Annotated in this window: 22 protein-coding genes; 11 read left to right on the plus strand and 11 right to left on the minus strand. The window is 67.8% G+C overall.

Annotated features, from left to right (window positions below; all coding sequences use genetic code 11):
- Positions 1-132 precede the first annotated feature (132 nt).
- The 4 genes from OHA03_RS15120 to OHA03_RS15135 form a co-directional block, all read right to left on the minus strand.
- The gene (locus OHA03_RS15120; protein WP_267004373.1) at positions 133-714 is read right to left on the minus strand and encodes a DUF4328 domain-containing protein; all 582 of its coding nucleotides are present in this window, start codon (positions 712-714) and stop codon (positions 133-135) included.
- Between the two features lie 212 nt (positions 715-926).
- Positions 927-1,991, minus strand: coding sequence for a type III polyketide synthase (locus OHA03_RS15125; RefSeq protein WP_267004374.1), 1,065 nt, complete (start codon positions 1,989-1,991; stop codon positions 927-929).
- Positions 1,992-2,616: 625 nt separating this feature from the next.
- Positions 2,617-3,822, minus strand: coding sequence for a cytochrome P450 (locus OHA03_RS15130; protein ID WP_267004375.1), 1,206 nt, complete (start codon positions 3,820-3,822; stop codon positions 2,617-2,619).
- Positions 3,823-4,073: 251 nt separating this feature from the next.
- A complete protein-coding gene (locus OHA03_RS15135) occupies positions 4,074-5,078 on the minus strand; it encodes a DUF1259 domain-containing protein (RefSeq protein ID WP_267004376.1) in 1,005 nt (334 codons plus the stop codon).
- Positions 5,079-5,355: 277 nt separating this feature from the next.
- On the opposite strand from OHA03_RS15135, the gene OHA03_RS15140 reads away from it, so the two are divergent.
- The 7 genes from OHA03_RS15140 to OHA03_RS15170 all read left to right on the plus strand — a co-directional run bounded on the left by OHA03_RS15140 (position 5,356) and on the right by OHA03_RS15170 (position 13,320).
- On the plus strand, positions 5,356-5,751 hold the full coding sequence (locus OHA03_RS15140) for a hypothetical protein (RefSeq protein WP_267004377.1): 396 nt from the start codon (positions 5,356-5,358) through the stop codon (positions 5,749-5,751).
- Positions 5,748-7,538, plus strand: a complete 1,791-nt coding sequence (locus tag OHA03_RS15145; RefSeq protein WP_267004378.1) for an alpha/beta hydrolase — start codon at positions 5,748-5,750, stop codon at positions 7,536-7,538. The genes OHA03_RS15140 and OHA03_RS15145 overlap by 4 nt, the downstream gene beginning before the upstream one ends.
- Positions 7,539-7,561: 23 nt before the next feature.
- Positions 7,562-8,077, plus strand: coding sequence for a hypothetical protein (locus tag OHA03_RS15150; protein ID WP_267008057.1), 516 nt, complete (start codon positions 7,562-7,564; stop codon positions 8,075-8,077).
- Positions 8,078-8,304: 227 nt separating this feature from the next.
- Positions 8,305-10,593, plus strand: coding sequence for an alpha/beta hydrolase (locus OHA03_RS15155; protein ID WP_267004379.1), 2,289 nt, complete (start codon positions 8,305-8,307; stop codon positions 10,591-10,593).
- Positions 10,590-11,156 (plus strand): hypothetical protein, encoded by a 567-nt coding sequence (locus tag OHA03_RS15160; protein ID WP_267004380.1) that lies wholly within the window; start codon positions 10,590-10,592, stop codon positions 11,154-11,156. Before OHA03_RS15155 ends, OHA03_RS15160 begins: the two co-directional genes overlap by 4 nt.
- A gap of 108 nt (positions 11,157-11,264) precedes the next feature.
- Positions 11,265-12,275 carry a bifunctional lytic transglycosylase/C40 family peptidase gene (locus tag OHA03_RS15165; RefSeq protein WP_323181214.1) on the plus strand — a complete coding sequence of 337 codons (1,011 nt, stop codon included), beginning with the start codon at positions 11,265-11,267 and terminating at the stop codon, positions 12,273-12,275.
- Positions 12,276-12,594: 319 nt separating this feature from the next.
- The gene (locus OHA03_RS15170) at positions 12,595-13,320 is read left to right on the plus strand and encodes a phosphatase PAP2 family protein (protein WP_267004382.1); all 726 of its coding nucleotides are present in this window, start codon (positions 12,595-12,597) and stop codon (positions 13,318-13,320) included.
- 60 nt (positions 13,321-13,380) lie between these two features.
- Here OHA03_RS15170 and OHA03_RS15175 read toward each other — a convergent pair whose 3' ends face one another.
- Both OHA03_RS15175 and OHA03_RS15180 read right to left on the minus strand, forming a co-directional pair.
- Positions 13,381-14,979 carry an FAD-binding oxidoreductase gene (locus tag OHA03_RS15175; protein ID WP_267004383.1) on the minus strand — a complete coding sequence of 533 codons (1,599 nt, stop codon included), beginning with the start codon at positions 14,977-14,979 and terminating at the stop codon, positions 13,381-13,383.
- A gap of 103 nt (positions 14,980-15,082) precedes the next feature.
- Entirely contained in the window at positions 15,083-15,277 is a 195-nt protein-coding gene (locus tag OHA03_RS15180) for a hypothetical protein (protein ID WP_267004384.1), read from the minus strand.
- 134 nt (positions 15,278-15,411) lie between these two features.
- Here OHA03_RS15180 and OHA03_RS15185 point away from each other — a divergent pair, with 134 nt between their 5' ends.
- Both OHA03_RS15185 and OHA03_RS15190 read left to right on the plus strand, forming a co-directional pair.
- Positions 15,412-16,332 carry a hypothetical protein gene (locus tag OHA03_RS15185; protein WP_267004385.1) on the plus strand — a complete coding sequence of 307 codons (921 nt, stop codon included), beginning with the start codon at positions 15,412-15,414 and terminating at the stop codon, positions 16,330-16,332.
- Between the two features lie 153 nt (positions 16,333-16,485).
- Positions 16,486-16,686 carry a hypothetical protein gene (locus OHA03_RS15190; RefSeq protein WP_267004386.1) on the plus strand — a complete coding sequence of 67 codons (201 nt, stop codon included), beginning with the start codon at positions 16,486-16,488 and terminating at the stop codon, positions 16,684-16,686.
- A 70-nt stretch (positions 16,687-16,756) separates the two neighbouring features.
- Here the strand turns inward: OHA03_RS15190 and OHA03_RS15195 are convergent, their stop codons facing one another.
- Positions 16,757-17,122 (minus strand): metal-sensitive transcriptional regulator, encoded by a 366-nt coding sequence (locus OHA03_RS15195; RefSeq protein ID WP_267004387.1) that lies wholly within the window; start codon positions 17,120-17,122, stop codon positions 16,757-16,759.
- Between the two features lie 201 nt (positions 17,123-17,323).
- On the opposite strand from OHA03_RS15195, the gene OHA03_RS15200 reads away from it, so the two are divergent.
- The gene (locus OHA03_RS15200) at positions 17,324-17,944 is read left to right on the plus strand and encodes a DUF47 domain-containing protein (RefSeq protein WP_030924980.1); all 621 of its coding nucleotides are present in this window, start codon (positions 17,324-17,326) and stop codon (positions 17,942-17,944) included.
- Positions 17,945-17,949: 5 nt separating this feature from the next.
- Positions 17,950-18,948: an inorganic phosphate transporter gene (locus OHA03_RS15205; protein ID WP_267004388.1), complete on the plus strand. Its 999-nt coding sequence runs from the start codon at positions 17,950-17,952 to the stop codon at positions 18,946-18,948.
- Between the two features lie 281 nt (positions 18,949-19,229).
- On the opposite strand, the gene pstB is transcribed toward OHA03_RS15205, so the two are convergent.
- The 4 genes from pstB to pstS form a co-directional block, all read right to left on the minus strand.
- Positions 19,230-20,006: a phosphate ABC transporter ATP-binding protein PstB gene (gene pstB, locus OHA03_RS15210; RefSeq protein WP_267004389.1), complete on the minus strand. Its 777-nt coding sequence runs from the start codon at positions 20,004-20,006 to the stop codon at positions 19,230-19,232.
- 27 nt (positions 20,007-20,033) lie between these two features.
- Complete coding sequence (pstA, locus tag OHA03_RS15215; RefSeq protein WP_267004390.1) at positions 20,034-21,119, minus strand: phosphate ABC transporter permease PstA; 1,086 nt, start codon at positions 21,117-21,119, stop codon at positions 20,034-20,036.
- The gene (gene pstC / locus OHA03_RS15220; protein ID WP_267004391.1) at positions 21,116-22,114 is read right to left on the minus strand and encodes a phosphate ABC transporter permease subunit PstC; all 999 of its coding nucleotides are present in this window, start codon (positions 22,112-22,114) and stop codon (positions 21,116-21,118) included. Before pstC ends, pstA begins: the two co-directional genes overlap by 4 nt.
- Positions 22,115-22,271: 157 nt before the next feature.
- Positions 22,272-23,411: a phosphate ABC transporter substrate-binding protein PstS gene (gene pstS, locus OHA03_RS15225; protein WP_267004392.1), complete on the minus strand. Its 1,140-nt coding sequence runs from the start codon at positions 23,409-23,411 to the stop codon at positions 22,272-22,274.
- Positions 23,412-23,563 lie beyond the last annotated feature (152 nt).

Below are 23,563 nucleotides of genomic sequence, written 5' to 3' on the forward strand. Positions count from 1 at the left end.
CGAGTGCGGGGGCACCGTAGTGCGTGGCCGGACCGGCGAGGTGAAGACTGACGGCCACGGGTAGATCGGGCCCCGAAAACTGCATTGGGTGGAGTGCCAGGGGAATCCGGACACGTACCTGCTGTACGGCGTCTAGGCAACCGGTACGTACGTGGCGACGGCCCTCGTCTGCGCGGCGGTGATCCGCTGGATGACCAGGATGACGAGCACCGCGGCGATCAGATACAGAGCCTGGCTCGCCACTGAGAGAACGACGGAGTCGGCGTAGCTCGTGGAGGTGGCCATCACGGCTCCCACCATGTGCGCGATCCATGCCGCCCACCAGGCGTTGATGAGCGTGACGGTGGTGTCCGGGGCGGGGTCGTGGCCGACGGCCCGGTGGATGTCGAGAGCTATACGACGGGGCCGCCACCACATCAGTACCGGCGTGAACCAGGCGCCCACCGCCCAGCCCGGTGTGTGGGCGAACGGGCCGACCGACAGCGCCTGGGCGTTGTACCGGCACCGGCGCAACCAGAGCAGGAAGGTGACGAACGTGGCGAGCCCCACCAGGAAGGAGGCCGACACGTAGCGGGAGTAGAAGAGCCCGTCGTCGGTCGCATCGAAGAGCTTCGGCCGCGTGGGGTCGAGCAGGGCGTACAGCCCTATGAGGATCTGTGCAGCCCGTGCGAGCGACTGAGGGCTGCGGGGGACGGCATCGGATGGTCTTGTCATGGCCGGTGAATGTAGACCATCGGGACCGGCCGGATTTCGGCAGGATGGCCGCGGGAACGGGGTTCCCGCGGCGGCAAGCCATGGGCTGTCCCCCACGTACTGCCCCCGGTCCTCAGGCTGCGGAAGGCGCTTGAGGACCGGGGGTCGGGGCGGTGTGGTTGCGGGGCCTCCAGGTCGGGTTGCCGGGCGCGCACACCATGCTGTTGTGCGGCTCAGTCCGCCGCCTCGGGCTCCGAGGTCCAGGTTCCCAGAGAGATCTCGGCGGTGATGCCCGGCCCGAAGCCGGCCATCATGCCGCGCTGGCCGTGGAGGGCTGATGCCTCGTCGAACATGCGGGCCAGGGCGTCGAGTACCACCGCGCTGGCTATGTTGCCGTACTCGGTGAGCGTCGCCCGGCTGAAGCGGAACGCCTCGGGCGGCACGTCGAGGAAGAGGCTCAGGTCGTCCAGGATGCGCGGACCACCCGCGTGGATGATGTAGAAGTCCAGCTTGCTGGCGTTCCACTGGTGCTGCTCCGCGACGGCTTTGAGGGCCGGGGCGAGTGGCTCCATGGTCCCGGGCACACGCTTGTCGAGCTGGAAGTGGAAGCCCGTGGACCGGACGGCGTAGGAGATCCAGTCCTCGGTGTCCGGGATGATGTACGAGCCGTTGCGTTCCAGGCGGATCCCGGTGCCGCCGTGGCCCCGTACCACTGCCGCGGCGATTCCGTCGCCGAACAGGCCGTTGGACAGCAGGGACCCCACACCCAGATCGGTGGGCTGATAGCACAGCGAGCAGAACTCGCAGGCGACGATGAGGACGTTGGCGTCGGGGTAGGCCGTGCAGAAGTCGTGGGCCCGGTTGACGGCCGCACCGCCTGCGGCGCAGCCGAGTTGGGCGATCGGCATCTGTCGTGTCTCCGGCCGGAAGCCCATCTTGCCGATGAGCCATGCAGTCGGCGGAGGCATCATGAAGCCGGTGCAGGAGACGTAGATGATCAAGTCGATCTGTGACGGCTCGAGTTCCGCCTGGTCGAGTGCCTGGCGGACGACAGCCGGCACTCGGTCCTTGGTCTGCGCCTCGTAGACGATGCTGCGGGCGTCGAACCCCGGGTGCTCCAGAACCTTTTCGATCGGCTGGATCAGGTGCCGTTTCTGCACACCGGTGTTCTCGATCAGACGGAGGACGAGACTGAGTTGCGGATGGTCGCCGTGCAATCGTTGTGCCAGTTCCAGAGTTTCGTCCTTGGTGATGACGTACTCGGGAACTGCGATTGCCGGCTTGCAGAGTACCGCCATGGATCTCCTCCTAGCGGACGGTGGTCCACACGGCCGAGCCCTGAACAGATCCGGGACATCGGCCGGCGGACGGCCGCCACTGCGGCGCGGTACGCGCGGGATTGCGCGAAGCGGGTCGTTGGTGGTTGCGGTGCCGCGATTCGATGCCCCTGGAGTGGGCGCGGACGGGCCGACCGACGAAAGACCAAGTTCTCACCGTATGGACAGAAGGGTTTTCCGCCACACCTTGGCTGGCCCTCGCATCACGCTACGGCAGGCCGATGAGGGTCGCATTTCGGGCAGAACGCGCTGTCGGGACAGCCCTGATTGTTCCGGGGTCTGCCGTCCTCCCGGGGGTGACACCGGGCCGGTCGCGGCCCCTTCCGGGGTCGATGAGAGCCCTTTCCCCGGTCGCGGGGAGCGGGCCCCTGAACCGGGTGCTGTCCGGTCCGCACACGACCCGTCCCGCCGCCACTGGCGACGCGTCCCGTGCGGGGCTGGGACACATCGCGCCGTGCGGGGCGTGGCACCACACCGGCGGGGCGGCCCCGCCGGTGTCCGCGTGTCGTTGTGGTGCTGCTTCACCTGATCGGTGCCGCCCTCGTTGCCGGACGTGAGGGGTCGGTGCCTTGCTGGAATATCGACGTCACCAGGTGACGGGAAGTGCGAGCGGATAGCGCCAGATCGACGTCTTGTTCCAACGGACTTCTTCGGCCGGCTTCGCCAGCCTGAGGTCCGGGAAGCGTTCCAGGAGGGTTCCGAGTGCGACTTGGAGTTCTGTGGCGGCGAGCGGGGCGCCGAGACAGTGGTGGCCACCCCAGCCGAAGGTCATATGGGACGGACCGTTGCGTTCCAGATCCAGCTCGTCGGGCCGGTCGAACTTCCGGCCGTCGCGGTTGGCCGTCAGGTAGGAGACGTGCACGATGTCCCCGGCTCGGATCTTCACCCCGCTCAGCTCCGTGTCCTCCAGGGCGACGCGAGGAATGCCGACGCCCTTGCGGAAGGGGATGAAGCGCAACAGCTCCTCGATGGCCTGCGGGAGCATCTCGGGACGCTCGCGCAGCATGGCGAGCTCCTTGGGGCGGGTGAGCAGGGTGTAGGCGATGTTCCCGATCTGGTACGTGGTGGTGTCCTGGCCGGTGATGAGCAGGACCATGGCCATGACGGTCAGTTCCTGGTCGTTGAGGAGCTCGTCCCCGTCGCGTGCGGTGGCCAGCGCACTGATCAGGTCGTCGCCCGGGTTCTCGCGCCGGTCCGCCGTCAACGTCTTGAAGTAGGCGCGGAGGTCGGCCTTGGCCCGTACCGCGTCGTCCTTGTTGTCGATGGTGGTGTCCATCATGGTCCGCGCGTGAGCACGCAGTTGCGAGCGGTCGTCCTCGGGAATGTCGAGGACCTCGCAGATGGTGGTCAGGGGCAGCGGGGCGGCCAGGTGTTCGAAGAGGTCGGCAGGCGAGCCGTGCTCCTCCATCCGGTCCAGCAGCTCATCCACGACATGCTGGGTGCGGACCTGCATGCGTTCCATGTGGCGCGGCGCGAAACCCTTGGAGATCAGGCTGCGCAGGCGGCTGCTGGCCGGTGGGTCCATCACGTTGATCGCCTCGTCCTGAACGATGGGTTCAGGAGTCATGCGCGGGAAGTCCTTGCCGATGGTGGCGCTGCGGCTGAAACGCCGGTCGGTGGTCACTGTGCGCACGTCGTCGTAGCCGGTGACGAGCCATGCCTCTCCGTCGCCGTGGGGCAGCCGGATGCGGGCAACGGGTCCTTCGGACTGCAGCTGCCTGAGCAACGGGTCGAATTCGAGGGCCTCGGCATAGTCGAACGGGCAGTTCCGCGGGGTGGTGACTGGTTCCATACGGAGCTCCAGATATGGGTTCTGAGGGGCGATGCAGCACCTACCGGGATGAAGTAGGGCATAGGTATGTCGTGGGTGCCCCGCCGACTGCCGGGGCACGCACCGCTGTGGGGTAATTGGCCCACATGTAGGGGTCGCGGCCCGCCCCCGGCCGTGGCCCGCAGGGCCGGTGGGGGCGGGGCGGCCGACAGCGAGGAACCGTCACCGGCAGCGCGGGGATGCCGTGGGGGCAGCAATCCGCCGTCCCCTCGTCACACGCCGCTGGTCGGCACCACGTTGGTGGCATCCAACGCGGGACGCAGCCCTTCGGCGAGCTCGACGGCGTCGCCCACGGCCCAGAAATGGGTGAAGAACAGGCGGGGGCTCTCCGTCAGGTGGTGGTTGTGCAGCTCGACGAGCTCGATCCCGCCCCGCCGCAAGGCTCCCAGTACGTTCTGGACCTCGTCGGCGATCATGACGCAGTCGCCGCTGAGCGCTGCCCTGCCGTTTCCCAGCGGCTGGAAAATGAACGCGCTGGTCGCGCCCAGACCGGAGGGCAGTACCAGATGGCCGTCGCAGATCGTCTCGCGGCGGGCGAAGACGGCCTTGTAGACCACGCCGTCGCTGGAACCCTTGGCGCCCAGCGCAGCTTCGATTCCGGCAATGTCCAGGTCGACGGGGCTCGGCGGGCCGGACGGTCTTGCCGGCGGGATGCCGGTGCGTTCGAACCCCGCGCGCAGGCCGCGTGCCAGGGCCAGTTCGTCATGGCCGTGTCCGTGGACGTGGACCCACCAAATGTCGGGGCAATGGGCGGGCAGATGCTTGTGGAGCGCGGTCTGCGCGATTCCATTCGCCTGCCAGGCGTCGATCACCCGCTGCAGTTCGCTCTCGGTGACCGCCACGTCGCCCATGCACATCGTGCTGCCGTCGGCGTAGCGGACGAAGGCCACGTGCGCACCCAGTGCGAGCTCCGGTGTGATGACGATGTCGTCCTCGACGACGACGCGAAGATCGTCGCGGGGGAAGGGGGTGTGGTAGGTCGTCCCTCGCAGCAGGTTGCCGCTGCGGCCCAGCACCTTCGCTACGGCCGCCCAGTCCGCCTCGGTGGTGGTCACCGGCCTGACCCGCTGGTGAGTCCGCCCCCCGGCGGGCATCGCGCGAGCGACGGCCGAGCCCGGCCCGCCCAGCACCGGTGCCAGGGCAGCAGCGGCCAGCAGCCGCCGCCGAGACGTGGCCGCCTGTCGGTAGGTGTCCTGCTGTCGGTCTCCAGTCATCATCTGATCTCCTCCATGGCGAGATGGAACCATGCGAGACCGTGTGGAACGTGGTATCTCGCCAGCAAGTGGGACTAGATGGGCTATATGTTTCTTTCTGAACTGGGCCCGGATCCTCGGCCGCGGTCCGACGGCCCATCATTCGGGTGAATGTGGCTACGGGCGTGGCGGGCTCACGGCCCTGGAATTCAGGGCCGTAAGCCCGTCCCGGGGGCTGCTGCGGTCGGCGTGTCGGGCACGCCGGATTTGGCACAGTGCCGCTCCACGATCAAGGAGCGGGGTGAGCGGCGTGGCCGTGGTGGGCGGGCAGAGGCAGAGGCTGCGTGATCTGGGCGGGGCAGGGGGAGGTGGCGGTGGCGGGGATGAGCTGAAGCACAGCGACGGGCCCTGGATGCGGGCCGCCGGGGGAGCGGAGGCGCTGCACACGCAGCTGGGTCCGGTGAAGGCCGAGCTGGAGACCGCGCACGAGGGCGTCGTGGCGGGCACCGCCGGGCTGGAGGCGCTGACCGAACTGGGCGCCGTACGGGAGTCGTGGCAGCGGCGGATCGAGGTCGCGCGCGGCGAGTGCCGGAGCCTCGCCGGGAATCTGCGGGACGTCGCACGCGCCCAGGGCGAGACGAACGAGGCCGTGAGGCAGTCCTTCGCACCGGTGGCGGCGCGCGGCGGTGGGCAGTGACTTCGGCGCTCACCTGGGCGCAGTTACGTGATCTGAAGTGCGCCGAGCTGGAGGGCGCCGCCGACGGGTGGGGCCGGGCGAGCAACCGGGCCGACGCGGGCCGGGACAGTATCGACAAGCAGCTGATGAACGGCTTGCGCGGTACGCAGCAGGGTGAGGCTGCCGATGCGGCGGTGACGCGGCTGCGGCAGCTGAGCCGGAACTTCCAGTACGTGTACACGGAATGCGGCCTGCTCCGTACCGCACTGAACAGCCTCGCGCACGAGATGCGGTGCCAACAGCAGGCACTACAAGGGGCGTTGGGGGATGCGGATGCCCTGAAGTTCGCGGTGCACGCGGACGGGTCGGTGACATACCCCGAGGCCGGCGAAGGCCTGATCAACGGGAAGCCGTTGCCGGGCGGGACCGCGACCGGGCGGGGCTTACCGGGACTGGTGCCGCCCTCGGGGCTCGTCGCACCCAACCCGCATGCGGCAAAAGCGCAGGAGATCGCGGACCGCGTGGAGAAGGCCGTACGGACGGCCAGGGAGATCGACTGGCGCTACGCGCGGATCCTGCGGAAGTTGAAGGCCGAGGAGGGGCTGAAGGTCCCCGACGCCACTTGGACGGACGCGGCGACGGACGCGGCGGCCGTACGGGGAGCGGCGCGCGGATACCTGAAAGACGCCACCCCGCTCGATGCGAGCCCGGCCGAACGGAAGGCGTGGTGGGCCGGTCTGACGCAGGAACAGCGGGAGGAGTACCTCGCGGTGTACCCGGACCGGATCGGCAACTTGGACGGGATCCCGGCGGTGGTACGGGATGCGGCCAACCGGGACAACCTTCAGCTGTTGATCGGGAAGCTGGAGGGGCGGGACGACGAGATGGCGGAGACGCAGTTGGCCGGGCTGCGGGAGATCGATCGGCAACTGCACGTTGACCGGAAGCCGCCGATGTTCCTGCTGGGGATCGGGGATGAGGGGAATGGGCGGGCGATCGTCTCGTACGGGAATCCGGATACGGCGAGGAATGTGTCGGCGTATGTGCCGGGACTAAATACGTCTCTGGATGAGGAGTTCGCGAAGGGGGACCTTAAGCGGGCTCGCGACACGGCGATCGGCACCATTGACCATGATGCATCCAGTGCGGCGATCGTATGGCTTGGTTATGACGCACCGCAGTCACCGGACGGATTGAGAAGCCTAGCCGTAATGGGTGACGACAGGGCAGAAAGGGGTGGTCGTGCATTCAACGGTTTCATGGAGGGGCTGGTGGCCACGAATGACAACGAGAACCCGCATCTGACGGCCATTGGGCACTCCTATGGCTCGCGCACCGTCGGAGCTGCCACGCAGCAAGATGACGGGATTCCCGGAGTGGATGACATCGTCCTCGTCGGAAGTCCCGGTGTCGGTGTGGACCACGCCGAGAATCTCGGGGTCGGGAAAGATCACGTCTTCGTCGGGGCGGCCGAGAACGACGTGGTGACCAAGCTTCCTTCCAAACAGCAGGTGGTTGTCGGCGCGGTGGGGTTGATCGCTGGAGGGCCACCCGTTGCCCATATCGCGGGAGATCTCGCCGACCCGGGAGATGACGATCTCTGGTTCGGCAAGGACCCGGCTAGTCGGGAATTTGGCGCGAGGCGATTTCCGGTGGGGGACGGCCCACGATTGGTCAGCGGCAATGGGATTTCAATCGATGCACACTCTCAGTACTTTGATCCAGAAAGAGATGCGGTATCGGCCAAAAGTATCGCTCTGGTTGCTGCGGGACGCTCCCACAAAATCAGGATGGAGGAGTACCGATGAGTCGCTGTTCCCTGATTATCGTGATGGCGCTACTGCTGTGTGCGTCGCTCTCCGGCTGTGTGAGCGATGGGAAGAGGACAGATATGAACATGCAAGAAGCAGCTGACCACGCCGATGGCATTCTTGATGCTGTATTGAAAGAGATTGAACCGGAGGTTCAGTGGGCGCATGGCCCGACCACTACGGGCAACTGTGATGTGACTCGAAGGCGCACCGTAATGACCATCGTGTCGGCTGAGCGCCGAGGCAGCTTCTTGGGAGTTGTAGATCGCTTCTGGCGTAAGAGCGGCTATCGGATCAAGGCGATCAACAATGATGTCGACGTCCCAGCGATCTTTGCCCAGACGAAAGATGGCTTCGGCGTCACCCTCAGCATCGGCGGCAAAGGCCAAGCCTTCTTCGAAGTTGACAGCCCCTGCGTCAAGGAGTCGGAGGTGGCCGAGTCCACCACCCCGCCCAACGGTCCCGCCTACGAGGACGTTTATCCCCTCCCTCGTCCCAACGTCCACTCCGACTTCTGGTCGGCCGGCGCGTCCTGACGTTGCGGAATTTGAGACTCATTTTGGGTCCTGGGGCCCATGCCCCGTCCGGTGCCTGTGTGGTCGCATACGTGCAGTGGCGGACCGCCGCTGATCACTGCGCCCACTCACAAGGTAGGGGAATTGCCGTGTCTGGAATTCAAGGGTTAGCGGTTCCGGGTGGTGTTGGTGCGGGTGCTGTGATCGCCCGTCCGGGCAGGCGGCCGCCGCCGAGTGTTCTGCAAGCGGTGCTGATCCTTGTCCGCGTGCTCTTCGTGGTCACCGTGGTGGGCACGATCGACGTGCTGACGGTGGCGTCCTCGGTCGATGCGGTGGACGGCCGGTTGCTGGGGATGCTGCTGTACGCGGCGGTGCCGGGCACCGCCGCGTTCGTACTGTCGCTGTATGTGCGGACCGGTGGAGTCTGGATCTGGCGTGGCCTGCTTGCCGTGCATGTCTGGCTTGTCATTGGCGCGCTGGCGTCGCTGAGCGGAGACGGCGACGGCCAAGGTGTGCCTCAACTGGTGATGCCGATCGTCGTCGCCGTTCTTCTTTTTCATCGAAGTCTACGCGCGTGGTTCGAACTCGGTGTCGAACAGCGTGGCCCGGAGAAGCCCTTCATCCTCTTGCGGTTGATCACGTCCCGCCGGGACCGCGGCCAGAGCGCGATGGAGTATCTGGGAACGGTCCTGGTGGTCGTCGCTCTGGTCGGCGCACTCATGGCGACGGAGGTCGGTGGCCAGCTGACCGGCGAGATCCGGAGTGCGATCTGCCACCTGACCGGGAGCGCCTGCCCGGCATCGGGCGGGGACGTGGTGGCCGGCCATGGTGCCGGTGCCGGCGGTGGGACATCGAGCGGTGGTGGAACGGGCTCCGGCGATGTGGACTCGGGCGGTTCCGCAGTATCCGGTGGGTCGGATTCGGGCGGGTCGGACTCAGGTGGATCGGTCTCGTCCGGTGGTACCGACTCCGGGGGGTCGACTGCTTCCGGGGGTACGGACTCCGGCGGCAGCTCCGCCTCAGGAGGCGCCGGGGGGACGGGCGGTGGTCCCGGCAGCGGCGACTTAGCCACCCAGGCCGGCAAGGACAGTGGTCGGTCGAACGGGACCGAGCGGACCGCCGCGGGTGGTGGGTTCTTCACGGGGCTCGTCGGTGACGGCCTGTGGGGTGATGTCACCGGCGCTGCCGATACCGTTCGTCACCCCGTCACAAGCGGCAGGAACCTGGGCGACCAGGTGGTCCGGTACGCGCAGAGCGCGAAGGACAAGTGGTCCCAGGGCGACCGTGCCGGTGCGGCCGGGGACCTGATCAGGGCTTCGACCGGCGCCGGTCGCGTGGGGGTGGGGCTGCCCGGCTCCGGTTCCCGTGTCGGGGCGGTGGTGCAGCAGGCCGAGCGCGACTACCTCAACGCCCGCATCCCGCTCGATGCCACGCCGGCCGGGCGCAAGGCGTGGTGGGACGGACTGACGCAGGATCAGCGCGATCGGTACCTCGCGGTCTCCCCGGACCGGATAGGCAATCTGGACGGGATCCCGGCGGCGACACGGGACGCGGCGAACCGCGGCAACCTGCGTGACCTGATAGGCAAGTTGGCGGGTCAGGACGACACGAAGTCGAAGGATCAGCTGGCGGGGTTGCGGGAGATCGACCGGCAGTTGAAGGAGAACGGGAAGCAGCCGCCGATGTTCCTGCTCGGTATCGGGGACGAGGGCAACGGGCGGGCGATCGTCTCGTACGGGCATCCGGACACGTCGAAGAACGTGTCGGCGTATGTGCCGGGGCTGAATACCTCCCTGGACGAGGAGTTCGCGAAGAACGACCTCAAGCGGGCCCGGGACACGGCGATCGGTGCCCAGGGGTACGACCGGTCGAGTGCGGCGATCGTCTGGCTCGGATACGACGCGCCGCAGACCCCGGACGGGCTGGGGAGCCTGGCGGTGATGGGCGACGGCCGGGCGGTGAAGGGCGGGGCCGCCTACAGCGACTTCATGGGCGGCATCGCAGTCACCAATCAGAACAAGGATCCCCATCTGACGGCCATCGGCCATTCCTACGGCTCGCGGACCGTGGGCGCGGCGACGCAGCGGCCCGGTGGGATTCCGGGCGTCGACGACATCATCCTGGTCGGCAGTCCCGGTGTGGGTGTGGACCATGCCGTGGACCTCGGGGTGGGCGCCGGCCATGTTTTCGTCGGGGCCGCGGCGAACGACCCGGTGACCAAGCTTCCGTCCAAGCTGCAGTCGGCCGTGGGCGCCGCGGGGTTGGTGCTGGCGGGGCCCGCCGGGGCGTACCTCGCCGGGGATCTGGCGGACCCGGGGGACGACGATCTGTGGTTCGGCAAGGACCCGGCGAGCAAGGCATTCGGGGCCAGGCGTTTCCCCGTGGCCGATGGACCACCGGTGATCAGCGGCTACGGCCTGAGCGTGGAGGCGCACTCCCAGTACTTTGATCCGGTGCGGGACGCCATGTCGGCGGACAGCATCGCTCTGATCGTGTCGGGCCACTCCAACCGGCTCAAGATGGAGGAACAGCGATGAAGCGAATGTTCCAGATCGTTGCGGTGGCCCTGGCTCTCGGCTTCTCGCTGTCCGGCTGTGGGAACGATCCCCTGCAGACGAGCGGAGCGGGAGGGAAGAAGGGCGCCATGGACATGCAGGGAGCGGCCGAGCGGTCCGACGACATGCTCGATGCCGTGCTGAAGGCCATCGAGCCCGAGGTGCAGTGGGCGCACGGCCCGACGACGACGGGAAGCTGCGACGTGACCCGCAGGCGCACCGTGATGACCATCGTGTCGGCCGGGCGGCGCGAGGAATTCCTCGACACGGTGGAGAAGTTCTGGCGGAAGAACGACTACCGGATCAAGGGGATCAACAACGACAAGGAGTTCCCGGCGGTCTACGCGCAGACGAAGGCCGGGTTCGGCATCAGTCTGAGTTTCCGCGGAAAGGGGCAGGCGTTCTTCGAGGCGGACAGCCCTTGCGTGAAGGAGTCGAAGGTCGCCGATTCCGCCTCCGAGCCGAACGGCCCGTCGTACGAAGGTGTCTACCCACTGCCCCGCCCCAACGTCCGCTCCGACTACTGGTCCGCAGGGGCGTCCTGATGGCTGGTCAGGGTCACCGACGGCATCCCTGACCGTGGTGATCCGGACAACTCGCACACACCCGCGAAACTGCCCTTGAACCCTGCCCCGATGGGGGATGGTTGTGGGGTGCGGAAATTCTGGGTGGCCGGTGGGATCGGCATCGGGTTGGCCATGTGCTTCATGGCGCTGCTCGTCGTCGGTACGTACTCCGCTGCCGCCGGCCTCGGCGGCGCCGGCAGCAACGGGGCCGTCGGCCTGGCCAAGGGGGCGGTGCCGGCGAAGTTCCAGCCGCTCGTCCAGAAGTGGGGCAACCTCTGCCCCGCCATCAACCCTGCTCTGCTGGCCGCCCAGCTCTACCAGGAGAGCGGGTGGAACCCGAGGGCCCAGAGCCCGGCCGAGGCGCAGGGAATCGCGCAGTTCATCCCCGGGACCTGGGCCGGTCACGGGATCGACGGGGACAACGACGGGGACCGGGACGTATGGGATCCGGCCGACGCGATCCCGTCCGCCGCCAGCTACGACTGCGAACTCGCCGGGTACGTGAAGAAGGTGCCGGGGGATCAGACCGACAACATGCTCGCCGCGTACAACGCCGGTGCGTACCGGGTGATCAGGGCGGGCGGCGTACCGCAGATCTCCGAGACACAGAACTACGTCAAAATCATCCGGTCCCTGGAGAAGAGCTTCGCCCGGCCGGTCGGGCGGGTCGAGCCGTCGCGGCAGGCGGCCGGGGCGATCTACTTCGCGCAGAAGAAGCTCGGTACGAAGTACCTGTGGGGCGGGAACGGCACGGCCGAGCAGGGCGGGCGGTTCGACTGTTCCGGGCTGACGCAGGCCGCGTACCGGACCGTCGACATCGAGCTGCCGCGCGTGGCGAACGATCAGTACAACGCAGGCCCGCACCCGTCACGGGACGAGCTGCTCCCCGGTGATCTGGTGTTCTTCTCGGACGACCTGACCAACTCCCGGGCCATTCACCATGTGGGGCTGTACGTCGGCGGCGGATACATGATCAATGCGCCGTACACCGGGGCCGTGATCCGGTTCGACAAGATCGACACGCCCGACTACTTCGGTGCGACACGCGTCACGAAGGACGGGGCCGCGGCGCTTCCGACGGCGCTTCCGACGGTATGACGCAGGGTCGGACGTGGCCGGAACTCTCTGTGAAGCCTGGGCCCTGAGCTGCGACGATGAGTCACTCTTCGATAACGTCATGGTGATCATTCGGTGGAGAGTGGAACGTACGCCCGGAGCGTGTCGTTCCCTGGACTGGGACAGCATGCGCACTGACCATGTGGCACTGACCGGCACAGTCACACGCATCACGCAGTAGCGATCGCTGCAGGGATCGAAGTAGCGATCGACGCAGTGGTCGAACCGAACACGGGGGTTCGTCATAAGCGGTGCACACGGGCGTGCACCGCGGCAGAGACAAGGCAAGGGGCCGCAGCAGATGGCTGGACTCGCACTGGATGGGTCGAACCCCGACGTCAGCCTGCTCTACGACATCAATGGGCTCGCGAAGTCCGCTCCGACCTGGTTCGACCGGGTCATGGAGTTCGTCGGCGAGTACGGGATCATGCTCGGCATGGTCCTGGTGGTCCTGTGGTGCTGGTGGAGCGTTCGCCGGCGCGGCACGGCCGAGGACTCGGTGACGGCTGTCACCGGGATCGTCTGGGCGCCGCTCGCCGCCGGTATCGCACTGCTCGTCAACATTCCGATCCGGGGCTTCGTCGAGCGGCCGCGTCCGTTCCGCGACCACCAGGGGCTGGACGTCCTCGTGTCGGGGAAGGACGACTTCTCCTTTGTGAGCGATCACGCGACCATGGCGATGGCTCTGGCCGTCGGGCTGTTCGTGGCCAACCGCAGGTTCGGCTTCGCGGCGATCGCCCTCGCGCTGCTGGAAGGGTTCTGCCGGATCTACATGGGAGTCCACTACCCCACCGACGTCATCGGCGGATTCGCGCTCGGCACGGCCACCGCGTTGCTGCTCGCGCCGCTCGCGATGGCGCTGCTGACTCCGGTGGTGACGGCCGTCTCCCGGTCGGAACGGGTGGGTCGGCTGGTGCGGTCGCGCCGGCCGGTGCCGACCATCCCCGAGGGCCGGGGCGGGGCGCTCGGGATCCCCCAGCCGCGCCCGGGATCGGGCGGCGGCGGCGAGAAGGATCTGGCCGCGTAGGCGGTGGATGCAGACGTCCGACGGCGGGCCGCGGTTCGTTCCGCGGCCCGCCGCCCCACGTCACAGCGCCTGCGGGAACGTGAACAGCCGCCCGGGGTCGTACTGCCTCTTCAGGCGGGTCAGACGGCCGGCCGCCGTGCCGTAGTACGCCTGCCGCCAGTCGTTCAGCTTCGGGTCGGTGTAGTTCTGGTACGCCGCCCCGGACGCGTAGGGGTGCAGCGCCGCGTGGGTCCCTTTCAGCCAGTTCTGTTGGGCGGTGCCCGCCGTGCCGGGGCGCCAGGAGCCGATGTACTGGGCGAGCATCCGAGAGCGCCGGTGGACAAAGGCCGTCGAGCCCGGGGCGACCCGGTTGATCGCCCCGCCCAGCGCCGTCAGCGCGATCGATCCGCCGCCGCCGCTCGGGTGCACGCCGATCCGGGTGAACGCCTCGGCCCGGTGGAGCAGGGCGCGAACGCCCGCCGGGGGCAGGGAGTGGTCGAAGAAGTCGGACGCGGCGGCGTACGTCTCGCGCTGGAGTGTGCCCTGCGGGGTGCGGCCGGGTGTCCTGCCCGGCAGATGGCACTGGGCCTCGGTGATGGTCGAGCAGCCCGCGTACACGAGCATCGAGTCCTGGTAGCTGCGGCGGCGCAGCGAGACCGAGGTGGCCGATGCGCCGATCCGGTCGGCGAGGCGGTCGACGGCATTCTGCAGGTCGCCGTAGGTGCCGAGGCTGAAGGCGGCGATCGACACCGTCGGTCTGCCGCCGCCCGGACCGGCCGCCAGATGCGCGGATGACCAGATCTCGTCCGGCTGGTCCGGGCCCCATGCCTGCCATGCCGTGATCACGGACTGGGCGCGTGACCAGGGCCACGACATGTACGCCATCACGGTCTGCGGGGCCGGGCGGGTGCGGAACTTCAGCTCGGTGACCACACCGAAATTGCCGTTGCCCGCGCCGCGCAGCGCCCAGAAGAGGTCCGGATGGTGCTTGGCATCGGCGGTCACGGTCTTGCCGTCGGCCGTGACGAGGGTGGCCGCAGTGAGGCTGTCGCAGGTCAGGCCGTATGCGCGGGACGCGACACCGTGGCCGCCGCCGAGGGTCAGGCCGGAGATGCCGACCGTCGGGCAGGAGCCGCCGGGGATCGTCAGGCCGTGCCGGGAGAGACCCCAGTAGACGTCGACGAGCTTGGCGCCCGCGCCGATGGTGCCGTCCCGGTCGACGCGGGAGAGTGACGAGACGTCAATGACCAGGCGACCGTTGCCACTCGACCAGCCCGCGTAGGAGTGGCCGCCGCTGCGGATGGAGACGGGTGTGGCACTGCGGCGGGCGAAGGCCAGGCACTCGCGGATGTCCGCCTCGTGCCGTACGTAGGCGACGGCCGCGGGTTTCAGGTTGTCGAACCGGGTGTTGTAGAGCTGGCGGGCCGTCGGATAGGTGGCGTCGCCAGGGCGTACGAGCGTGCCTTCGAGGCTCTTGGCCAGCGCGGACCAGTTCGCCGGACCCTTCGGAGTGGCGGAGGCGGATGAGGCGGGTGGTTTCGACGGGGTGCGGGTCGTGGTGGTGGAGCTGCTGCCGGAGTCGGAGCCGGAGCTGGAGTTGACCTTGTTGCATGCAGTGACGCCGGCGAGGGCTGTTGCCGCGCCCACGGTGAGCAGGGTGCGCCGGTTCGGCAGGTTCATCGGACCTCCGGGTGATGGCCTCGTCGCGGGTCGGGGTGATCGGCGACCGGGGAGGTGATCGGCGATCGGGGAAACGATCGGCGATCAGAGGGGTGATCGGTGATCAAGGGGCGGAGCGGTGCTCTTCGGCGTCCGTGCGGGCGCGGTCGCGCGAGCGACGGGCCGGACCGGTCCAGCCGCAGCTGCAGCGGGCTATGCAGAACGAGCCGCGATCGATGGTGAACGGCTCGTGCGCGGGGTGTGCGGTCGCTGCGCCGGGAGCGGCCGGCGGTGCCTCGTCCGTGTGCTGGTCATACACGCGTCCACGGTACTGGGGACGGCCACCTGGCGGTGAGGCCGACGGGCACGGCGTGACGGGGGACACGGGTGGTCGTTATGCGAAGCGGGCGGGGCGCTCGGGCAAGCAGTTACGTCGTTGGGGGTTGGCAGGCGATGGTGGTGCAGCAGCACAGGTCCGGAGGCGGGGCGCGCGCTGTCTGCGCCCTCGCCGTGGTGGGCGTGATGGCGGCGACCGCCGGATGCTCGGCCGGCGGTGGAAGCGGCGGTGTCGTCGGCGGCCGGGCCGTCGCGGACGAGCGGGGCGGGGCCGATTCCGTCGATGTCGTCCGTCGGGCGGCCGAGGTGCTCGCCGGGGGCGACGGGAGGGGCGGAAACCAGCCAGGGGGGCGGGCCGTTACCGGAAGCGCCGAGGTGCGTACGTCGATGGAGACCGCGGCCGGCGGGACGCGGGTGACGATCACCGGCCGCGGCACGTACGACTTCCGCAAGCAACTGGGCCGGCTCACGCTCGTGCTGCCGAAGGACGCCGCGGGCGAGGAGGAACACCGTCCCATCACCGAGCTCTTCACCCCCGGCGCGCTGTACATGAAGAACCGTGGCGCCGGAGTGCCCGACAGCAAGTGGGTCAGGGTCGATACGACGGCTCTGGAGGACGGCAACCTGGTCACCGGCGGGGCCACCGACCCGATGGCCGCCGCCGAACTGTTGCGCGGGGCGCGCGAGGTGACGTACGTGGGGCGGAGCGAGCTGGCCGGGGTGCCGGTCCGGCACTACCGGGGGACCGCGGACATCGGGCGGGCGGCGCGGGCCGCCTCGCCGGGATCACGCGATGCGCTGGCCGCGGCGGCGCGAGGGTTCCGCACGAACGCGGTGCCGTTCGACGTGTATCTGGACGAGGCGGGGCGGCTGCGGAAGGTACGGCACCGGTTCAGTTTCGCCAACGGGGGCAGCGGCGGCCCGACGGTGCAGGTGGTGTCGACGACGCTGCTGTCCGGGTTCGGGGCGCCGGTCACCGTACAGCTTCCGGACGATCGGGACATCTACACCGGGAAGATCCAACAGGGGCAGCGGTAGCGGTGCGGGCGGGGTCGGTGGCACCGGGGGTCGGCGGCGCGGTCGGGGCGCGTAGGCATCCGGCGGGGCCGAAATGGTCCGTCCGTGCCATGCGCGGCGCGTGGTTCGCTCCCTACGCTAGGAAGTCGGCGACGGCAGTGAGAGGTGACGTACGTGGTGACGCTCAGCGCTCGGACCGATCACGACCATGTGGCCCTTGCCGAGATCGAGCTGTGCGGTGAGCTGATGATCGCGGCGTCGGCGGCGATCGGGGAACGGCTCAGTGCGGACCGTATCGACGAAGTGCTCAACGTCAAGGTGACTGCCACCGCCGAACGCACCACCGTCCCCCGGCAGACCGACCACCGGGGATGACGGACGAAGGGGGCCGGTCGGGAGAGCGGTGCAGAAGGGGTGACGGAAGCCCACGTCAGGTGGGGTCACCTCAGGTACGGAGGAGGCGGGCGATCGCCTTCGTGGCTTCCTCGACCTTCGCGTCGATCTCCTCGCCGCCCTTGACCGCCGCGTCGGCGACGCAGTGCCGCAGATGCTCCTCCAGGAGCTGGAGCGCGAACGACTGGAGGGCCTTCGTGGACGCCGAGACCTGGGTCAGTATGTCGATGCAGTAGACGTCCTCGTCGACCATCCGCTGCAGGCCGCGGATCTGGCCCTCGATCCGGCGCAGCCGTTTGACGTGCTCGGCCTTCTGGTGGTGGTAGCCATGTATGCCGCGGTCGTGGTCGGTGACGATCGATGTAGGGTCCGTCGCTTCCGCAGGACCCGTGGCCTCTGTGGCCTCGGTGGTGCTCATTGCTGCCTCCCGTTTTCCCTTTACCCTGCCGTTTTATATACCCCTGGTGGGTATATCCTAACGAATTGAGCTGAAACGTGACCGGGGGCCCGTGCTGATCACTGTGTCCGATGCGCGACACTGAAGAACGCCGGTTAGCCGTGGCCGGATGATGCGCCTAGCATCAGCCTGACCGAATCCAAAGCATCCCGAGGACCCCACGTGCGCTTTCGTCTGACCCCCAGGGAGACGAGCTTCTACGACATGTTCTCCGCATCCGCGGACAACATCGTCACGGGCTCGAAACTCCTGATGGAACTGCTCGGGGCGGACTCTGCCTCCCGAGTCGAGATCGCGGAGCGTATGCGGGCAGCGGAGCACGCAGGGGACGATGCCACCCACGCGATCTTCCACCAGCTGAACTCCTCTTTCATCACGCCGTTCGACCGCGAGGACATCTACAACCTCGCATCGTCACTCGACGACATCATGGACTTCATGGAGGAGGCAGTCGACCTGGTCGTGCTGTACCAGGTCGAAGAACTCCCCAAGGGTGTCGAGCAGCAGATCGAGGTGCTGGCGCGGGCGGCCGAGCTGACCGCCGAGGCGATGCCGAGTCTGCGGACGATGGACAACCTCACCGAGTACTGGATCGAGGTCAACCGTCTGGAGAACCAGGCCGACCAGATCCACCGGAAGCTGCTCGCCCATCTCTTCAACGGCAAGTACGACGCCATCGAGGTGCTGAAGCTCAAGCAGATCGTGGATGTGCTGGAAGAGGCGGCCGACGCGTTCGAGCACGTCGCCAACACGGTGGAGACCATTGCGGTCAAGGAGTCCTGAACCACGTGGACACCTTTGCGCTGGTCGTGACCATTGCTGTCGCGCTCGGCTTCACCTATACGAACGGCTTCCACGACTCGGCGAACGCCATCGCCACCTCGGTCTCCACCCGGGCACTGACCCCGCGGGCGGCCCTGGCGATGGCCGCCGTGATGAACCTCGCCGGTGCCTTCCTGGGCCAGGGGGTCGCCAAGACCGTCAGTGAGGGCCTGATCGCGACGCCCGAGGGGCAGAAGGGGATGGGCATCCTCTTCGCCGCGCTCGTCGGCGCGATCATCTGGAACCTCGTGACCTGGTACTTCGGGCTGCCGTCGTCGTCCTCGCACGCCCTGTTCGGCGGCATGGTCGGTGCGGCGCTGGCCGGCGGAACGTTGGTGCACTGGGACGGGGTGCTCGACAAGGTCGTCATCCCGATGTTCATCTCGCCCGTCGTCGGTCTGATCGTCGGCTATCTGGTGATGGTCGCGATCATGTGGATGTTCCGGAATTCCAACCCGCACAAGGCCAAGCGCGGTTTCCGGATCGCGCAGACGGTCTCGGCTGCCGGGATGGCGCTCGGGCACGGTCTGCAGGACGCGCAGAAGACGATGGGCATCGTGGTGATGGCGCTGGTCATCGCCGATGTCGAGGGTCCGAACGACCCGATCCCGGTCTGGGTGAAGCTCGTCTGCGCGCTGATGCTCTCGCTGGGTACGTACGCGGGTGGCTGGCGGATCATGCGGACGCTCGGCCGGAAGATCATCGAGTTGGACCCGCCGCAGGGTTTCGCCGCCGAAACGACCGGGGCGTCGATCATGTTCGGCTCGGCCTACTTGTTTCACGCGCCGATCTCCACGACGCATGTGATCACCTCGGCGATCATGGGTGTGGGGGCGACGAAGCGGGTGAACGCCGTGCGGTGGGGGGTCGCGAAGAACATCATCCTCGGGTGGTTCATCACGATGCCGGCTGCGGCGTTGGTGGCCGCGGCCAGTTATGGGCTCGTTGTGCTGATGTTCGGCTAGGGCGGGTAGGCGCCGGGGTCGTCCGGCGGCCGCTCTGTCCTCGATCCCCGGACGGCATGATGTGCCCCTCCGACCGGTCTCCGATCGGTCCTGGTCGGTCTGCCGAAGAGCTTGATCTGCCCGTCGGCCCGGCTTGAACGAATTGCCGGCCGGCCTCGATGTGCCGGTCGGGTGGTTCGGGTCTTGTAATTGGGTCCGCCCCCGCTCCCTTGTGAGGAGCGGGGGCGGACCCTTTGCCTTGTGGGTGGCACCGCCATGCAGCACCCCAAGGCTGTCCTTGATCACCCAAAGCGGCCGGAGATGTAGTCCTCCGTGGCCTGGACCGACGGGTTGGAGAAGATCCGTTCCGTCTCGTCGATCTCCACGAGCTTGCCGGGCTTGCCGACCGCCGCGAGGTTGAAGAACGCCGTACGGTCCGAGACCCGGGCCGCCTGCTGCATGTTGTGCGTCACGATGACGATCGTGAAGCGCTCCTTCAGCTCGCCGATCAGGTCCTCGATGGCGAGGGTGGAGATCGGGTCCAGTGCGGAGCACGGTTCGTCCATCAGCAGCACATCCGGCTCGACCGCGATCGCGCGGGCGATGCACAGGCGCTGCTGCTGGCCGCCGGAGAGGCCGGAGCCGGGCTTGTTCAGGCGGTCCTTGACCTCGTTCCAGAGGTTGGCGCCGCGAAGGGACTTCTCGACGACGTCCGACAACTGGCTCTTCTTGTACGAGCCGTTCAGCTTCAGGCCCGCCGCGACATTGTCGAAGATCGACATCGTCGGGAACGGGTTCGGGCGCTGGAAGACCATGCCGACCGTGCGGCGCACGGTGACCGGGTCGACGTGGGAGCCGTACAGGTTCTCGTCGTCAAGCAGCACCTTGCCCTCGACGCGGCCACCGGGGGTGACCTCGTGCATCCGGTTCAGGGTGCGCAGGAAAGTGGACTTGCCGCAGCCGGACGGGCCGATGAAGGCGGTCACGGAGCGGGGCTCCACGGTCATCGAGATGTCCTCGATGGCGAGGTGGGAGCCGTAATAGGCGGACAGGCCGCTGACGTCGATGCGCTTGGCCATCTGAATCACTGCTTCTTTCGTGCCGCGTCAGCGGCCGGTCTTCGGGGCCTTCCAGCGGGCGATGCCGCGGGCCACCAGATTGAGGATCATGACGAAGGCGATCAGGACCAGAGCAGCGGCCCAGGCGCGGTCGTACGACGCCTCGCTGCCGATCTTGTACTGCTCCCAGATATAGAAGGGGAGCGACGACTGTGCGCCTTGGAAGGGGTTCGGGTTGATCAGCTGGCTGCCGAAGACCAGCAGCATGATCGGTGCGGTTTCACCGGCGATCCGGGCGATCGCGAGCATCACACCGGTGGTGATGCCGCCGATCGCGGTGGGCAGGACCACCTTCAGGATGGTGCGCCACTTGGGGATGCCGAGGGCGAGCGATGCCTCACGGAGCTCGTTCGGGACGAGCTTGAGCATCTCCTCGGTGGAGCGGACCACGACCGGGATCATCAGGATCGTGAGCGCCAGCGAACCCATCAGGCCGGACGGCTGGAGCTGCGTCAGCAGCATGATCGACAGGATGAAGAGGCCGGCCACGATGGACGGGATACCGGTCATCACGTCGACGAAGAACGTCACGGCCTTGGCGAGCGCGCCCTTGCCGTACTCCACCAGGTAGACGGCGGTCAACAGGCCGATCGGGGCGGAGATCAGGGTGGCGAGGCCGACCTGCTCCAGGGTGCCGATCAGTGCGTGGTAGACACCGCCGCCCGGCTCCGTGCCGAGCACGCCAGCCATGGAGTGGGTGAGGAAGTAGCCGTCCAGGACCTTCGCGCCGCGGCTGACCGTCGTCCAGACCAGCGAGGCCAGCGGAACGACGGCGAGGAGGAAGCACACCCAGGCGGTGCTGGTGGCGAGGCGGTCCTTGGCCTGGCGCTGGTTCTCGACGACCGACGTCGTGACGTACGAGATGACGACGAAGAGCACCGCGGAGAACAGGCCCCACTGGATGCGGCTCTGCCAGCCCGCCGCCGCGCCGATGCCGACGCCGAGCACGACCGCTGCGGCCGCGAAGGCGAGCGGGGCCCAGCGGGGGAGCGCCCGGCTGCTGAGGCTGTTCCTGGAAGCGGCCGCCGTGGAGGTGGGGCGTTCCTGAATGCCGGTGTTGGCTGCCTGGCTCATGCGTTGGCCCCCGAGTACTCCTTGCGGCGGGCGATGATGAGCCGGGCCGCGCCGTTGACCAGCAGGGTGAGGATGAAGAGGACGAGACCGGAGGCGATCAGGGCGTCACGCCCGAACTGGTCGGCCTCGTCGAACTTCGCGGCGATGTTCTGGGCGAACGTTCCACCGCCGGGATTCAGCACATGCGCCGAGATGAGGAAGCTCGGCGACAGGACCGTGGCGACGGCCATCGTCTCGCCGAGCGCGCGGCCGAGCCCCAGCATCGACGCAGAGATCACGCCGGAGCGGCCGAAGGGCAGCACCGAGAGGCGGATGACTTCCCAGCGGGTGGCGCCCAGGGCGACGGCGGCTTCCTCGTTCATCCTCGGGACCTGGAGGAAGACCTCGCGGCTGACGCTCGTCACGATCGGCAGGATCATGATCGCGAGCAGGATGCCGACGGTGAAGAGTGAGCGGGCGACGCCGACCTCGGTCTTGTCCAGCACGTACGTCCAGCCGAAGAACTGGTCGAGCCAGAGGTTCAGGCCCTCCAGGTACGGGACCAGGAAGAGGGCGCCCCAGATGCCGTACACGATGCTCGGCACTGCGGCGAGCAGGTCGACGACGTACGCGAGGGGCGCGGCCAGCCTGCGCGGCGCGTAGTGCGAGATGAAGAGGGCGATACCGACAGCGATCGGAACCGCGATGGCCATCGCGATGATCGAGCTGACGACCGTGCCGAAGAGCAGGACCGCGATACCGAAGACCGGCTTGTCGCCGACCGGGTTCCAGTCCAGCGTGGTGAAGAAGTTGCCCTGGTCCTTGGAGACGGCGAGGGTCGCGCGGTACGACAGGAACACGGCGATCGACGCCATGATCACGAGCAGCAGAATGCCTGAACCCCGTGAGAGGCCCAGGAAGATTTTGTCGCCTGCGCGTCCGGGGGCCTTGGGCCTGGCGCGCTTGCGCTGCACCGGGCGCGCCGGTGGCGTGTCTATCGGTGTGGTGGAAGCCATGGTCTTTCCGGTCTGTGTGGGGGAGCGGTGTCGCTCCCCTGGCGGCGGTGCACCGGATGGGGTGGGGCGGCGGGCCGGCCCGGAGGGGTGCACCGGGCCGGCTGCCGTGTGTTGCCTGTGGAGCTGATTCAGTTGGTGTTACGGGTGTTGCTTCTGGTTACGAGAGGGAACCGATGGTCTCGCGGACCTTGGCGTTGATCTCGGTCGGGATCGGCGCGTAACCGGCGTCGGTGAGGAGCTTCTGGCCCTCGTCACCGGCGGTGTAGTTCAGGAAGGACTTGACCGTGGAGAGCGTCTCGGGCTTGTTGCCCGTGTCGCAGACGACCTCGTACGTCACCAGGACGATCGGGTAGGCACCCTCGGCCTTGGTGGTGTAGTCGAGGTCGAGCGCCAGGTCCTTGCCGGTGCCCGCGATCTTGGCGGCGGCGATGGCCTTGGAGGCGTTCTCCGAGGAGGCCTTGACCGGGGCGGAGCCACCGGTGTTGATGTCGACCGTGGAGATGGACTGCGAAGAGGCGTACGAGAGCTCGAAGTAACCGATCGAGCCGTCGACCTGCTTCACCTGGGCGGCGACACCGGCGGAGCCGGACGCGGCCTGGCCACCGGGGGCCGGCCACTTCTTCTCGGGCTCGTACTTCCAGTCGCTCGGCGCGGTGGCGGCGAGGTACTTGCCGAGGTTCTGCGTGGTGCCGGAGTCCTCGGAGCGGTGGAAGGCCTGGATCGCCTTGTTCGGAAGCTTCACGCCGTCGTTGAGCTTGGCGATCGCGGTGTCGTTCCACTTCTTGATCTTGCCGTCGAAGATCTTGGCAAGCGTGGGGGCGTCCAGCGTCAGGCTGTCGACACCCTCGAGGTGGAAGCCGATCGCGATCGGGCCGCCGACCATCGGGAGGTTGATGCCCTGGCCGGTCTTGCAGATCTTCTTCGAGTCGGCGACCTCTTCGGGCTTCAGCGCCGAGTCGGAGCCGGCGAAGCCGACGGTGCCCTGGTTGAAGGCGATGATGCCTTCACCGGAGGACGACGCCTTGTAGTTGATCTCCACGCCCTTGCAGCCGGCCATGTAGTTCTTGACCCAGAGGTCCATGGCGTTCTTCTGTGCGCTGGAGCCGGAGGCGAGCAGCTGACCCTTGGCGTCGTCACACTTGACGTCCGACGCGGCGCTCGTCTTCTCGCCGCTGCCACCGGTGCTGCTGCCGCCGCTGTTGTTGTCCGAACCGCACGCCGTGAGGACCAGGGCGCTGGAGACGGCGAGGGCACCGAGCGCGGTGGCACGAAGCCGGTTCTTGCGCTGAAGCTTCACTTTCGGGTTTTTCCTTCCAGGAGCCGCCGAAGTCTTGTTCGTTCTACGACGGCGTGCGATGTGGTGGGTGGTGCGGCGTTTCGCCGCGCACCGTGCACTGCCGAAATTAGGCAGAACAGGTGAAGCGGCCTACGGGGGAGAGTGAACGGAAG

Origin of the sequence: Streptomyces sp. NBC_00154, from assembly GCF_026342835.1 — a bacterium.
In the GTDB taxonomy this organism is placed as follows: domain Bacteria; phylum Actinomycetota; class Actinomycetes; order Streptomycetales; family Streptomycetaceae; genus Streptomyces.